Annotated in this window: 12 protein-coding genes and 2 pseudogenes; 3 read left to right on the top strand and 11 right to left on the bottom strand. The window is 37.5% G+C overall.

The features are described from left to right. Nucleotides 1-590: 590 nt before the first annotated feature. The 11 genes and pseudogenes from ACQ86H_RS03600 to ACQ86H_RS03550 form a co-directional block, all read right to left on the bottom strand. Nucleotides 591-809: a hypothetical protein gene (locus tag ACQ86H_RS03600; RefSeq protein ID WP_029278686.1), complete on the bottom strand. Its 219-nt coding sequence runs from the start codon at nt 807-809 to the stop codon at nt 591-593. Nucleotides 810-866: 57 nt separating this feature from the next. Further along, nucleotides 867-1,631 carry a 5'-nucleotidase, lipoprotein e(P4) family gene (locus ACQ86H_RS03595; RefSeq protein WP_138818671.1) on the bottom strand — a complete coding sequence of 255 codons (765 nt, stop codon included), beginning with the start codon at nt 1,629-1,631 and terminating at the stop codon, nt 867-869. Nucleotides 1,632-1,771: 140 nt separating this feature from the next. Continuing rightward, nucleotides 1,772-2,788 (bottom strand): ATP-binding protein, encoded by a 1,017-nt coding sequence (locus ACQ86H_RS03590; RefSeq protein WP_431293875.1) that lies wholly within the window; start codon nt 2,786-2,788, stop codon nt 1,772-1,774. A gap of 240 nt (nt 2,789-3,028) precedes the next feature. Next, entirely contained in the window at nt 3,029-3,925 is an 897-nt protein-coding gene (gene atpG, locus ACQ86H_RS03585; protein ID WP_138818675.1) for an ATP synthase F1 subunit gamma, read from the bottom strand. A gap of 87 nt (nt 3,926-4,012) precedes the next feature. After that, on the bottom strand, nt 4,013-5,587 hold the full coding sequence (gene atpA / locus ACQ86H_RS03580; RefSeq protein ID WP_138818677.1) for a F0F1 ATP synthase subunit alpha: 1,575 nt from the start codon (nt 5,585-5,587) through the stop codon (nt 4,013-4,015). Between the two features lie 113 nt (nt 5,588-5,700). Continuing rightward, nucleotides 5,701-6,260 (bottom strand): annotated as a pseudogene (atpH, locus tag ACQ86H_RS03575) (ATP synthase F1 subunit delta). Nucleotides 6,261-6,352: 92 nt separating this feature from the next. Beyond that, a pseudogene (atpF, locus tag ACQ86H_RS03570) lies at nt 6,353-6,846 on the bottom strand (F0F1 ATP synthase subunit B). Between the two features lie 89 nt (nt 6,847-6,935). After that, nucleotides 6,936-7,148, bottom strand: a complete 213-nt coding sequence (atpE, locus tag ACQ86H_RS03565; protein WP_025144011.1) for an ATP synthase F0 subunit C — start codon at nt 7,146-7,148, stop codon at nt 6,936-6,938. A gap of 42 nt (nt 7,149-7,190) precedes the next feature. Continuing rightward, nucleotides 7,191-8,324, bottom strand: a complete 1,134-nt coding sequence (gene atpB / locus ACQ86H_RS03560) for a F0F1 ATP synthase subunit A (RefSeq protein WP_138818681.1) — start codon at nt 8,322-8,324, stop codon at nt 7,191-7,193. Between the two features lie 19 nt (nt 8,325-8,343). Beyond that, a complete protein-coding gene (locus ACQ86H_RS03555; RefSeq protein WP_431293874.1) occupies nt 8,344-8,727 on the bottom strand; it encodes a hypothetical protein in 384 nt (127 codons plus the stop codon). 186 nt (nt 8,728-8,913) lie between these two features. After that, nucleotides 8,914-9,138 carry an AtpZ/AtpI family protein gene (locus ACQ86H_RS03550; RefSeq protein WP_138818682.1) on the bottom strand — a complete coding sequence of 75 codons (225 nt, stop codon included), beginning with the start codon at nt 9,136-9,138 and terminating at the stop codon, nt 8,914-8,916. 111 nt (nt 9,139-9,249) lie between these two features. On the opposite strand from ACQ86H_RS03550, the gene ACQ86H_RS03545 reads away from it, so the two are divergent. The 3 genes from ACQ86H_RS03545 (at nt 9,250) to ACQ86H_RS03535 (ending at nt 14,421) form a co-directional block, all read left to right on the top strand. Continuing rightward, nucleotides 9,250-10,209, top strand: a complete 960-nt coding sequence (locus ACQ86H_RS03545; RefSeq protein WP_431293873.1) for a hypothetical protein — start codon at nt 9,250-9,252, stop codon at nt 10,207-10,209. 146 nt (nt 10,210-10,355) lie between these two features. After that, nucleotides 10,356-12,011, top strand: a complete 1,656-nt coding sequence (locus tag ACQ86H_RS03540) for a hypothetical protein (protein ID WP_431293872.1) — start codon at nt 10,356-10,358, stop codon at nt 12,009-12,011. A 190-nt stretch (nt 12,012-12,201) separates the two neighbouring features. Next, the gene (locus ACQ86H_RS03535; protein ID WP_138818684.1) at nt 12,202-14,421 is read left to right on the top strand and encodes a transglycosylase domain-containing protein; all 2,220 of its coding nucleotides are present in this window, start codon (nt 12,202-12,204) and stop codon (nt 14,419-14,421) included. The last annotated feature ends 111 nt before the right edge of the window (nt 14,422-14,532 follow it).

The following is a 14,532-nucleotide window of genomic DNA, read 5'->3' as shown; positions in this document are numbered from 1 at the left end:
GCGCTTGCATATTTTTATTTTCGTTTTGGCAGCCAAAAATTGTTAAAACTATGGCTATAGCAATAATATTCCTTTTCATGATTGTGCGGTTCTAAATAAATAATCATTTTAAATATTTGCTTCAAATGGCCATGAGAAGTGTAGCGTATCTGGTTAGTTTTTAACGCTGTATTTACCCTTAATACGAAAATTATATTTAGGTAACCCTATGTTGGGTTTAGTGACGTGAGAAGGGTGTTTTCGCAGTTTTTCAGCTAGTATTAAACCTCGCAGGTTTAAGTAGAAGTTTTTATGGCGTTTTTTTTGAAAAGCAGGTTACTGTGTTTATCGGTTCCGAAAGCCCTGCCATCCGCTTTACCTCACTACGTTCGGTGTCCGCTCCTGTCAGGTTTAGATTACATCGGCAGACCTTTCTATCATAAACCTGACAGGAGCGGCAGCCTCCGATTTTTCTATCGGAGCTAAAGCGGATGGCAGGACTACCTTAACCTAGTACCTACTGAATTTGCTTTTCAAAAAAGAAGTGTATATAAACAAAAAAGCCGGTCGTGAATGAACATGACCGGCTTTATATTTTGATAGTAGAATGCTTATGCGTCTAATATTTTGAATACACCTTTAATGGCAATAATTGCTCCAATGAACAAAACAATCCAGGATGCTAATGATACCTGCCACGAATCGTAAGCGAAACGTGCGTAAGTACCCACCATGCAAACCAGTACACCAAAAATCATTAATTTATAAATTCCTGGCTGGTTAGCCGTTTTCATACTTTCTGTATTGTGCTTTAATTCGTTGTTCTCCATAATGTTTATTTTTATGATGCTACAAAAGTAATACTTATTGCTGAATAATTATAAAACTTAGTAACTTTTTAATCGTTCCAACCTTTGTTTCGCTTTATCTTTATCACTAAGTTTTTCTCCCTGATACAAAGGCTTTTCCCAATCCCCGTACATTGGGTTTGGCAACACAATATACTTTGTTCCAAATAAGTTCTGATTTGTATTTACCTGCCCGAAGGTATTTTTATTTTCGCGATAAAAAATGTTGCTGAAATCGCTTAAATTATCGCCACATAACAACAGAATATTGTACATTTCGCTAATTTTTTGGCGCCGTGGCTCTTTATTTGAGGTTCCTTTTGAAACCACTAAATGCGCATCATCTGCATAAGGGAAACCAAAATGTTGCAGATTTTTTAACGTAGCCGCATAATCTTTTTCATCACGATTACTTACATAAAAAGTTTCGATATTTTTTGAAGCTGCAAATTTTAAAAATGCCAAAGCGCCGGGAACGGTATCTGCCTGAGCTAAACTGGTCCATTCTGTCCAATCGGCAGGCACATAACTTAGTCCTTTTTTAATTTCATGCCCCTGAAAAGCAGAATTATCCAGAACTGTTTCATCAATATCAACAATCACGCAATTTGGTTTTTTACTCGTATCAGCCCACAAAGCTTCTTTTAACGATAAACGTGCAAAATTGTAGGCTTGGAAACATAGCGCACGGTACTCACCCGAAGTTTGCTGCCAAAGTACTGCATTGGTATAATCCCGTGCAGGATTTTGGGCTGTGACAAAAAACGGAATGAGCGATAAGATGATGAGGATGTATTTTTTCATGTATTAATATTATACTGCAAAGATAAGTTTAACCGTTCAAAAAAGTTCCCCTATCAGCTTTTGATATCAATAATGTTTCTGCATCAGGATAAGCATGTGTAAAGGTAAGTGGAATTTTATTTTTCCCTCTTTCGCTCCATTTAAACTCGACAGCCAAAAATTTTTTCTTTTGTTTTTTCTATATAATCAATTTCCTGTTGTTGCGTGGTACGCCAGAAAAAGCATTCTGCTTCTATCTGATTTTGGTGCAAAAACTTCATCCGTTCAGCAATCATATAATTTTCAAATAGTGCACCAACATCATTCCTGTTTGCTATCGGGTTAAAATTCCGCGTAATGGCATTCACAATACCCGTATCATAAAAATAGATTTTCTTATTTTTTTTAATTTCGTTACGCACATTACCTGCAAAGGCAGGTAAGCTAAAAACCACAAAAGATTTTTCGAGTAGACCGATGTACTTATCGACGGTTTTCTGATCGGCCTTTACCAGTTGTGCCAGTTCAGAAAAGTTAACTTCGCTCCCAACCTGCAAAGCCAGGGCCTTTACAATTTTTTCGAAGAGTAGCGGCTTTTTAACATCTTCCAAAGTAAAAAGATCCTTATATAGATAACTATCTGCGAGCAATTTTAAATGCTCTTCTGCATTCTGAGGATCGTTAATAATCTCGGGATAAGATCCATAAATTAACCGTTGTTCCAATGATCTTTCTTCGGTAATAAAATCAGTATCATTTACCAGCTCTGCGTATGAAAATGGCAAGAGCATCATTTCATATTTTCTACCGGTTAAGGGTTCGTTTATTTTACCTGATAACTCAAATGCAGATGACCCCGTTGCAATAACCTGAACAGGCTTAAAGCGATCTACAATAATTTTAATGAGCAAGCCTACATCATTGATTCGTTGGGCCTCATCTATAAAAAGTACTTCGTAGCCGGCGAGCATTTGTGCTATTTGTGCCGCATTGGGTTTAGCCAAAGCTTCGCGTATGTCAGCATCATCCCCGTTGAGGTACAGGGTCTTTTTATTAACCTTTGCCAATAACTGTTCAACAAAAGTAGTTTTACCAGTTTGACGTGGCCCAAAGATGATAAAGGCTTTGCCTTTAAAAAGCCTTGCAAGAGCGTAATCCAGCTGTTTACGAACAATCATAATATAAAATTCCTCAACAAAAGTATAATAATTTTAGATTATAATCCATAAAAAACATAATAATTTTAGGATTATAATCCATAAAAAACATAATAATTTTAGGATTATAATCCATAAAAAACATAATAATTTTAGGATTAAGACTAGCAAAGTCAATAAAAAAGCCCATTTCAATGAAAAAATGGGCTTTATATTTTATGCAATTAGTACTGCAAACTCAAAACTGAGAACTGCAAACTATTATCCGTTCAATGCTGCTGCACCACTTACAATCTCAGTTAACTCAGTTGTAATTGCAGCCTGACGTGCCTGGTTGTATGAAAGTTTTAAGGCTTTCAATAACTCACCTGCATTTTCAGTTGCTTTATCCATCGATGTCATACGTGCGCCGTGCTCAGAAGCATGAGAATCTAACACTGCTTTATATAGCTGGATCTTAATTGATTTAGGAATTAATTGTTCTACAATCTCTTCTTGCGAAGGCTCTAGAATATAATCAACGTTTGTTGTTTTCTTATCCTTTTTAAGATCCGCTGGTGTTTCTTCTGCTTTAGGTAGAGGTAACAACTGCTCAGTAGTAATAAATTGTACTGCAGCGTTTCTAAAACGGTTATAAACTACTTCTACTTTATCAAACTCACCTTTAATAAAACCAGCCATAATCGCATCTGTAATTTTGGTTACATTTTCGAAAGTTAAGGCCGAATATACTTCATTATTGTTTCCAATAACATTGTATTTACGTTTTTCGTAAAAATCCTGAGTTTTCTTACCAATAGAAATAATGCTAACGTTACCGTTTTTCAACTGTTCGCTATATTTCTCAGCAATTAAATTGTTGGCCGCTTTAATTACGTTCATGTTAAAAGCACCAGCCAAACCACGGTTTGAAGATACAGTAACAATTAAAACCTTATTGGGCTCACGCTCCTGGATAAAAGGCGATGACGATCCCTCTAAACTTGCTGATAGATTACCTAAAATCTCTTTCAGTTTAGTTGCATAAGGACGTAAAGCGATAATTGCATTGGTAGCACGTTTCAACTTTGCTGCAGAAACCATTTTCATAGCTTTGGTAATCTGCTGTGTTGATTGTACCGATGCAATCCGGTTTCTTACTTCTTTTAAATTAGCCATTCTTTATTTAGATGTGAGATGTGAGATTTAAGATGTGAGACATTCCCGTCCCAATCTCAAATCTCAAATCTCATGTCTCAAATCTTATTAATATTTACTTGAAATCTCTTTTGCTACGGTATCTAATACACCAGTGATAGTATCATCAAATTTACCAGCTTTTAATGCCGCTAAAGTTTCCGGATGACGTAATTCCAATTGAGTTAAGAATTCAGTTTCAAATTCTTTTACTTTATTAACCGGAACGCTACGCATTAAGTTTTTAGTACCAGCGTAAACAATTGCAACTTGTTTCTCAACAGTAAATGGAGAGAACTGTGCTTGTTTCAACATTTCTACGTTACGTGCACCTTTATCCAATACCGATTTAGTTGCAGCATCTAAATCAGAACCGAATTTAGAGAAAGCCTCTAACTCGCGGTATTGAGCCTGGTCTAACTTTAAAGTACCTGCTACTTTTTTCATTGATTTGATCTGCGCATTACCACCAACACGTGATACCGAGATACCTACGTTAATTGCCGGACGGATACCTGAGTTGAACAAGTTCGACTCTAAGAAGATCTGACCATCGGTAATTGAAATTACGTTAGTTGGGATATATGCAGAAACGTCACCCGCTTGTGTTTCGATAATTGGTAAAGCGGTTAATGAACCACCACCTTTAACGATGTGTTTAATCGACTCAGGTAAATCGTTCATTGCTTTAGCGATATCATCGTTAGCATTGATTTTCGCAGCTCTTTCTAACAAACGACTATGTAAGTAGAAAACGTCACCTGGATAAGCTTCACGGCCCGGTGGACGACGAAGTAATAAAGATACCTCACGGTAAGCTACAGCTTGTTTAGATAAATCATCATAAACAATTAAAGCTGGTTTACCTGTATCGCGAAAAAACTCACCAATTGCAGCACCAGCAAACGGAGCATAGAACTGCATTGGAGCAGGATCTGCGGCCGAAGCAGCAACAACAACTGTATATGGTAAAGCGCCGTTTTCCTCAAGTGTACGTACAATGTTAGCAACGGTAGAGTTTTTCTGACCGATAGCTACATAAATACAGAACACAGGCTGGCCTGCTTCATAAAATTCTTTTTGATTGATAATGGTATCGATACAAACGGCAGTTTTACCAATCTGACGATCGCCAATAACCAACTCACGCTGACCACGACCGATTGGAATCATTGCATCGATTGCTTTAATACCTGTTTGTAAAGGCTCGTTTACCGGCTGACGGTAAATTACACCTGGTGCTTTACGCTCTAAAGGCATTTCGTAAGTTTCACCCAAGATCGGACCTTTACCATCTAAAGGCTCGCCTAAAGTGTTTACTACGCGGCCAAGCATACCTTCACCAACTTTAATAGAGGCAATTTTTTTGGTACGTTTAATCGTATCACCTTCTTTGATCTCGTCTGAAGCACCCAAAAGTACCACACCAACGTTATCTTCTTCAAGGTTTAATACGATACCTTGCAGGCCGTTTGCAAATTCAACTAACTCTCCCGATTGAACTTTAGTTAAACCGTAAACACGGGCAATACCGTCGCCCACTTGCAACACGGTACCAACTTCTTCCAGTTCGGTTTCTGATTTGAAGCCCGCCAATTGCTGTCTGATAATTGCCGATACTTCGTCTGGTCTTACCTCTACCATAATTTTACTTTATATCTTTTTGTAAATGTTTAGTGCTTAGCGCTTGGCGTTTTCCGTGCCATACGCTTATCGCAATATTTTTTTGTTTGGCGTTTGGCGCATGGCGTTTTACGCTATACGCTTATCGCCTCGCGCTTACTGCGCAAATTCTTTTTAAGTTTACTTAAACTGCTGGCGATACTGGCATCAAATTGCTTATCGCCAACTTTTAATATAAAACCACCAATTAGCTTCTCGTTAATTTTTTCGTTAACAATAACCTGGTTGGCGCCTAATTCTTTTTTACAATCGCTATAATCTGCTCTTTAGCCTCAGGGCTTAAAGTAGCTGCAGTAGTTACATCAGCAGTAACAATCCCCTTAATTAAATTATATTGTTGTATAAACTGTTTTGCTGTTGCAAATAAAATCGCAGAGCGACCTTTGCTTACCACAATCTTGAAAAACGAGATGGTTAATTTGCTTACCTTATCTGCAAAAATTCCGTTTAAAATACCAGTTTTCTTATCTAAAGGTACAATCGGGTTTTTTAATATTGCTTCTAGTTCAGGAGTTTCATCAACCACTTTTTCAAACAAAACCATATCACTATAAGCTGATTCTAACGCATTGTTTTCAACGGCTAGGTCTATTAATGATTTGGCATATCTGCCTGCAACTTTAATTTCTGACATATTTTTAGGTGTGAGATGTGAGATGTGAGATGGAAGATGTGAGAACGAATCTCCAATCTAATATCTAATGTCTCAAATCTATTTTCTCAAAACTAGTTTAATTCAACGTCTTTTAACAAGTTAGCTACTAAAGCTTCCTGTTTGGTTTTATCATCTAACTGAGTACGCAATACACGTTCAGCAATTTCTAATGATAAAGAAGAAACCTGATCTTTAACTTCAGCTAAAGCTGCTTTCTTTTGGTTTTCGATCTCGATTTTAGCTTTCTCAATCAATTTAGCACCTTCAACCTGAGCTTGTTTTTTAGCTTCGTTCAGGATACCATCTTTCAAGGTTTTAGCTTCCTTTAAAATCTCATCACGTTCAGCACGCGCCTGCTGCATCAAATCCTGATTCTGGCTGGTTAAACGTGCCATTTCCTGCTTAGCTAATTCCGCTTTGTTAAGGGCCTCATCAATACTTTGCTCACGTTCGTGAATTGCACCTAAAATAGGTTTCCATGCAAATTTTCTAAGTAAGATCAATAAGCAGATGAATGCTAACGATGTCCAAAAACCAATCCTATGCTTGGGGTTACTAATTCCATTTTTATCTAATTTTTAAAAAACAATCTTTTTAATAGGGCCGGGTAAATAACCAATCGTTAAATACCCAGCCTAATTTCTTCAGTGATTATTAACCGTTTAAGCCTAATAATGCAACTACCACACCGAATAAAGCAGCACCCTCAATAAGGGCAGCAGCGATAATCATTGCAGTCTGAATTTTTGATGCAGCTTCTGGTTGACGAGCAATACCTTCCATTGCTTTACCACCTACTTGACCGATACCGATACCTGCACCGATTACTGCTAAACCGGCACCAATTGCCGCGATTGAACCTACCATAACTAATTTAATTTATATTAATTTGTAAAAAATAGTTTTCTATTAATGATGTTCTTCTACTGCCATACCAATAAACAAGGCAGTTAATAGTGTAAAAATAAAGGCCTGTAAAAATGCTACCAATAATTCTAACACATCCATAAACAATACAAATGCAACTGAAACCGGAGCAATAGCCAATGTTTCGAAAATAAAGATTAAGGAAATTAAACTTAATACGATAATGTGACCTGCTGTAATGTTTGCAAACAAACGCACCATTAAAGCGAACGGTTTTGATATGATACCGATTAATTCCACAGGAATCATAATCGGATATAACCAAAAAGGAACATCTGGTCTAAAAATGTGTTTCCAATAGTATTTGTTACCATTAATGTTAACAATAATCAAAGTACCTAAAGCCATTACAAAAGTTAAGGCAATATTACCGGTAACGTTAGCACCACCTGGAAAAATTGGAATTAAACCAAATAAGTTATTAAATAAGATAAAGAAAAACGTAGTCAACAAATAAGGCATAAATTTAGCATACTTATGCCCGATATTTGGTTTAGCAATATCATCTCTCACAAAAACGATAACAGGTTCGATAAAAGATTGCAAACCTTTTGGTGCTTTACCAACGCGTTTTTTATAAGCCCCGGCTACCGAAATGAATACGATTAAGATTACCAAAATCGCTACGAACATCGCAGCAACGTTTTTAGTGATCGAGAAATCTAAAATTGACTTACTTGCTTCTTCATCGATTTTTCCATCAGCACCAACCACTTTAACATGATCTTCTTCTAAACGGTAGTTGTTGTATTTACCATTATAATCATGCTCTCCATGATGAAAGTTACCAGAAGAAAAAACTTCCAAACCATTAGCCGTATATAAAATTACAGGAAGAGGCAATGAAGTATGACCCCAAAGATGCCACATGTGCGAATCAGCAATGTGTTCCATAATTACTTTGGTTGGCTCGAATTTTTCTTTGCCATGCTCGGCCGCTTCTCCTTGTTCTCCGGAAGCTGCGTGAGCAGATTCGGCAACAACACTATCAACAGGTACAACAGCGCTATCAACTTGAGCGAAAGTATCAATTTTGACAGATAAAAACGCGATTAAAAGCGTAAAAACAATAGTTAGCCTTTTAACTTTAGACACAAAAACTCGGTTACAATCCATTTATTGGCAGTTTTTTACTTTAAATTTTGGTGGCGCAAGTTACGTAACAAACAGTAAATTTCAAAGGCCGTAAACAATAAATATAAAGAAAAAAATTAAGCAGAAATACAAGCCCGATTCCCTTTGCTTTTATACTGTAAATCAGCACAAAAGCCATACAAAAAATCATCTTCACCGCGATTGATCCCATAATAGCCATAATACCCACTTCAGGATCGCGTTTTACACCAATATCAACAAGCATGTAAGCGATGTAAGTGATACCGGCCAAAAAGCCAAACATCACCCAAAAGTTGTTTACAAAAAGTGGTGCATCGGGAAATAATAAAGGTAAAACAGCAACAACGCCTATTAATAAGCCTACGAAGATGAAATAGATACTGGTAAATTTGGCTAGAGTCAATGTATAATTTCTTAGCAGATAAAAACTTTTGCAAAGATAAGGTTTTTAGTATCAAGTAAGTATAAGCAAGAAAAATATTGTGAAGATGGTTAACCTGTTAACTTTAAAAGATTGTTTGATTGCTGGATTGTTAAATTGCCTGGTTGATTAACCAGAAACTGATAATTGAAAACTGCCCCCCGAAAACTAATTTCTCGTAACCTGCCTGATAGCCTGATATAATGCAATCCCCACCCCTGCCAAAGCAAAAGCCGCTGTAATGAGATTGGTTTTGCTGTTTCTGTGTTCATCAATTTTATAACCAATAAAAGTAAGCAGGCCTATGGTGGCGATCATCTGGAAGCCGATAGCAGAATATTTAGCAGCTACGTTTACCTTTTTCTTTGTATTTTCTTCTTTCGGATTTTCCATTTTTTAATGCAATAATTAAATTAACTTTGAATAATTAAACATTTGTTGCCAAATAAAATATTTTTCTACATATATTGTTTATTGTATATCCACCTAAGAGATTTATCATACTTGAAAAATTACGCTAACAAAAACTTAAATCCTTTTTTCATCCTCATCAGTGTCTTTATTTATGGCTGTGTCGCAAATAAAGATACAGCGGTAGATCGTAGGTTTCAGAACTTAACAGCAAAATACAACTATATCTATAACTCCAATGTTTTACTAAGCGAGTACAATGAGAGTCTGTTACAAAGTTATGCAGATAATTACGAAAAAATCCTTCCTGTTTACCTAGATCCTGAGCCACAAATAAATCTGGTTTTAACGCCTGGTGTTGCCAATAAACAATTGGACGATGTGATCGCAAAAGGACAAACCATTATCAATGATAAAAGTTTTAGCAACTATATTGATGATGCCTATATGCTTTTGGGTAAGGCAAATTACCTGAAAGGCAATTATTTTATCGCTTCTGAATACTTCGATTATACGGCCAAAACCTATAACAGCGATTTAAAAACATTCATTATGGCAATGAACTGGAAAGCGCGTAGCCAAATGCAATTGAACAATATGGTGCTCGCCGATAAAATTATCGATACCATGTTGCGTGCTTCTGATGAATTAAAAAAGGACCTGGCAGAACCTTTGGCTACTGCCGCGCAGATGCGCATTTATCAGAAACGCAATAAAGAAGCCATCTTATTTTTAGAATCCGCCATTGCACTTCCGGCCGAAAAACAGCTTCGTATCCGTTGGCGTTTTATATTGGCGCAATTGCAGGAAAAAGAGAAAAACATCCAGGATGCCTATGCTAATTTCACTAAAGTTGAAAAAAGCAATGCACCCTTCGAGATGTATTTTCATGCAAATTTAAACCGCATTAAACTACGTGCCCTGTTAAGCGGCGTAAAATTGAACAAGGAAGAGCAGCTGCTGGCTTTGTTAAAAGATGATAAGAATTTTGATTATACCGATCAGATTTATTATCAGGTTGGAGAGCTTTTTCTGCAGAAGGCAACTTTGTAAAAGCTGAAGAGAATTACCACAAATCAGTTGCAAAAAGTACCAGGAACCAAACTCAAAAGGCACTATCTTACTTAAGAATTGCCGACTTAAACTTTAAAGAGTTTAACAACTATATTAAAGCAAAACTGTACTACGATAGTACCGTGATGATTTTACCCAAAAACTTTCCTGATTACGACAACATTGTTAAAAAGGCAGATAACCTGCAATATCTAACCGACAGGTACACCATAATTGCAAAAGAAGATACTGCCCAGGCCATTGCCAAACTTCCGGCTGCTGAACATGAGGCTAAAGTTAAAGCATATTTAACGCCAAAGGTTGTAGTGAGCAATACAGGAGGCGTAATCAACAATCAATTTTTAAATGATCCGGATTTTCCGAACATCAGTTTAAATACACCCAACAATAATGCAGGAAACACCTTTTATTTTAATAATAATGCAGCGATAAGCAATGGCTTTGGTGACTTTAAAAAACGCTGGGGCACCAGACCGCTGGAAGATAACTGGCGCCAGAGTGTACGCTCATCCGCACAGGAAACCAACCAGGTTTTAGCAGGAGGAAAAGTAGCTACAGAAATTATACCTGCAAACGGGCAAACCAATGCGACTGCCTCCGACCAAACTTCATTAGAAAAGCAGTTTTTGGATGCTTTACCTACTACACAGCCGCTATTGGCAATATCCGACCAAAAAATTATTGATGCTTATTTTGAAATCGCCAGTTTTTACCAACAGGAATTGAATGATATATCAGAGGCCAATAAAATATACCTGGAACTGATCAAAAGATATCCTGAAAACAATCACCTCGTAGCCATTTATTACAGTCTTTACCTCAATTATAAAGGTTTAGATGAAGCAAAATCTGATCTGTACAAACAATTGGTGCTCACCAAATTCCCTGAATCTAATTTTGCGAAAAATATTTTAGACCCAACCTATTCTGCAAAGCAAACACAGATGGAAAACATTGCCATCAACAATTACAATGCAGCTTTTGATGCTTATGCAAGAAAAGATTATGCCAATGTAGTAAAGCAGGCTGATGATAATATTTCAGCTTTCCCAAATAACGATCTGGCACCGCAGTATGCTTATTTAAAGGCAATAGCAGTTGGCCGTACAGCAAAGATTGATCCGCTGCTTAGCGAATTTAACCTGATTACCAATCGCTATCCTAATGATAAAATTATTACACCTTTGGTACGCAATCATTTAAAATATATTGAGGCCAACCTTGATGAATTTAAACAACGACCAGTTGCGCTGATTGATTTTGATGCAAGTGAACCTCGTTTTGTGGCCCAGGCTACTCCGGCTGCCGTTGCGACAAAACCGCTGGTGGTTGAAAATCCTGTAGCAAAGGCTGCAGAACCTACCCCAATAGCCAAACCTGCTGAAGTTAAACCGACAGATCCAAGCAAACCTACCAGTATTTTCAGTGCTGCAAAATCAGAAGAATATTATTATGTAATCGACGTGGCCGACGCCACTTTAACCTTAAGTTCATCGCGTTTCGGAATCGGTCAGTTTAACCGCGGAAATTATCCTGACAACGATTTGGAACATAAATTGGTAGAACTGGATAACGATCAGTTGATTTACATCACGAGTTTTATCGACCTTGAAGATGCCAAACTTTACGAATCGAGCATTACAGGCCAGTTAAAGAACATTATGAAAGTTCCGGCTAACCTGTATAAAGGCTTTATCATCAGTAAAGAAAACTTTGGAAAACTGACAGACAGGACACGGATCAACGAATATCTGGAGTTTTTAAAAGACAATTATAAATAGTAGAGCAAAGCGGAGAGACTAAAAGGCTAAAAACCGAAGCAGAAAGACTGAAGTTAAAAGCTTTGATGCCCTTATATCTTAAATGGTAGAATGGCCAAAGTTCAAAGCTTAAAAGTTGATTCTATAAAAAATTAATAAATTTGCATCCGAAATCACCTATCCCGGTGTTTTTGGAAAATAACAACACAAAATGAACAAATCCCTTTCTGCACAAGAAACAAAAAGATACAGTTTAATCATCTGGAAAATACTGATTGGGGGAATTGCCCTATTCGCCATTTTCATTTCAATGATCGGATTAGGTCTGTTTGGTGCCTTGCCCTCTTTTAGAGACATAGAACACCCAAAAAGTAACCAGGCATCCGAAATTATTGCCGAAGATGGCCGTCCACTAGGTACTTATTTTGTTCAAAACAGATCGAATGTTACTTATAAAGATATTTCCGAAAATGTAATCAACGGATTAATTGCGACAGAAGATACCCGTTTTAAAGAACACTCCGGCATCGATTTTAAACGCACCTTCTCTATTATCGGTTATAATTTAATTGGCAAAAAGCAGGGCGCCAGTACCATTACACAGCAATTGGCTAAAAATCTTTTTCCACGCGAATCGAACCTTAATTTTTTCTCGCTGGTACTAACAAAATTTAAAGAGTGGATTGTTGCCGTTAAATTAGAACGCAACTATACCAAGGAAGAAATTATTACCATGTACTTAAATACGGTCGATTTTGGTAATCAGGCTTATGGTATTAAATCGGCAGCCAGGGTTTATTTCAATACCACTCCCGATAAGTTAACTTTAACACAGGCGGCAACCTTAGTGGGCATGCAAAAAGGGATTACCATGTATTCGCCTACCCGCCATCCTGAGCGTTCCAGAGACCGTAGAAATACCGTAATGGCTTTGATGGTTAAAGCTGAGCTCTTAACCCAGGCGGAATTTGATGAACAAAAAGAAAAACCGTTAAACCTGCATTTCAATGCCGCAACCGTTAATGATGGTATTGCGCCATATTTTCGTTCGGTATTGAAAAACGATATCAGAACCATTTTCCAGGAACAATCGATTACCAAGCCCGATGGAACGCCTTACGACTTAGACCGTGATGGATTGAAGATATATACCACATTAAATTATGATATGCAGGTATACGCCGAGGAAGCACAAAAGGAATACATGAAAGTGCTGCAGGCACAATTTATTGCCAGTTGGAAAGGCAGAAACCCTTTTAAAGATAAAACTTTACAGATTGAACAGGGAATTAAGCGATCTGACCGTTATAAATCGTTAAAACTGGAAGGTAAATCGGATGATGAAATTAAAGATGATTTCAATACCAAAACTGAAATGACCATTTTCACCTGGAAAGGTAATATTGATACCGTAATGAAACCGATCGATTCGGTACGTTATTACAAAATGCTTTTGCGGAATGCCATGATGACGATGGACCCTACCAATGGACACGTTAAAGCATGGGTTGGCGGAATCAATTACGAACATTTTAAATACGATCAGGTTAAAATGGGAACCCGTCAGGTAGGCTCAACAGCAAAACCATTTACCTATGCCGTAGCCATTGAAAATGGTTATTCTCCTTGTTATACCGTACCTAATGTTCCGGTAACGATTGATGGTTATGGAGAGCCATGGACACCAAGAAACTCAGGCAAACCATTACCAGGAAGTATTACTTTACAAAAAGCACTGGCCTACTCGCAGAACTTTGTTACGGCTTATTTAATGAAACAGGTTGGTCCTGTTGCCGTATCTACATTGGCCACAAAAATGGGTATTCCTAATGTTCCGGCATTCCCATCTATTTGTTTAGGTACTTTCGATTCTTCTGTTTATAATATGGTGGGTGCTTACGGAGCTTTTGCCAACAAAGGAACTTACACCAAGCCGATTTATTTATTGAGAATTGAAGATAAAAACGGGGTGGTACTATTTTCTCAAAAGGAAATACCAAAACCTGTAATGAGTGAAGAAGTTGCTTATGTAATGACCAGGATGTTGAAAGGTGTGGTTACCAACGGAACAGGATCGAGATTGAATTATAAATACAAAGTAAATGCACCGATCGGAGCAAAAACAGGTACTACCCAAAATAACTCCGATGGCTGGTTTATGGCAATTACTCCACAATTGGTAACCGGTATCTGGACAGGTTGCGAGGACAGGGCTTTCCACTTCATCAGCACCAGCCAGGGTGAGGGTGCCAATACGGCTTTACCAATTTTTGCAGGATTTATCAAAAGAGTTTACGCTAATCCAGCATTGAAGATCAGTCATGCTGATTTTGAAGCGCCAAAATCGGGTGTTTCGATTACTTTTGATTGCAATCAGTACCAGCAACAGGAAGAAGGCGCAACAGAATTGGATGAGAAGTTAGGTTTTTAATGTGTTGGCGGTTGCGTGAAGGATAGCAGTGGAAATCCTTTTGTTGTCGCCTTGAGCGCAGCCAAAAGGCAACAAAAGATTGTAACGGATAGCCTGACCCTTTGCGCAGCT

The sequence above is a fragment of the Pedobacter sp. P26 genome (assembly GCF_050632135.1).
Classification (GTDB): domain Bacteria; phylum Bacteroidota; class Bacteroidia; order Sphingobacteriales; family Sphingobacteriaceae; genus Pedobacter.
Note: the sequence above shows the minus strand (reverse complement) of the source record. Positions and strands in the feature narration are given on the sequence as shown.

Excerpts from the sequence above, each read along its gene's own strand:
- ACQ86H_RS03600 (WP_029278686.1), bottom strand. The coding sequence starts at position 809 with ATGGAGAACAACGAATTAAAGCACAATACAGAAAGTATGAAAACGGCT.
- atpE (WP_025144011.1), bottom strand. The coding sequence starts at position 7,148 with ATGGTAGGTTCAATCGCGGCAATTGGTGCCGGTTTAGCAGTAATCGGT.
- ACQ86H_RS03540 (WP_431293872.1), top strand. The coding sequence starts at position 10,356 with ATGATTTTACCCAAAAACTTTCCTGATTACGACAACATTGTTAAAAAG.
- ACQ86H_RS03590 (WP_431293875.1), bottom strand. The coding sequence starts at position 2,788 with ATGATTGTTCGTAAACAGCTGGATTACGCTCTTGCAAGGCTTTTTAAA.
- ACQ86H_RS03595 (WP_138818671.1), bottom strand. The coding sequence starts at position 1,631 with ATGAAAAAATACATCCTCATCATCTTATCGCTCATTCCGTTTTTTGTC.
- atpG (WP_138818675.1), bottom strand. The coding sequence starts at position 3,925 with ATGGCTAATTTAAAAGAAGTAAGAAACCGGATTGCATCGGTACAATCA.
- ACQ86H_RS03550 (WP_138818682.1), bottom strand. The coding sequence starts at position 9,138 with ATGGAAAATCCGAAAGAAGAAAATACAAAGAAAAAGGTAAACGTAGCT.
- ACQ86H_RS03535 (WP_138818684.1), top strand. The coding sequence starts at position 12,202 with ATGAACAAATCCCTTTCTGCACAAGAAACAAAAAGATACAGTTTAATC.
- atpB (WP_138818681.1), bottom strand. The coding sequence starts at position 8,324 with ATGGATTGTAACCGAGTTTTTGTGTCTAAAGTTAAAAGGCTAACTATT.
- atpA (WP_138818677.1), bottom strand. The coding sequence starts at position 5,587 with ATGGTAGAGGTAAGACCAGACGAAGTATCGGCAATTATCAGACAGCAA.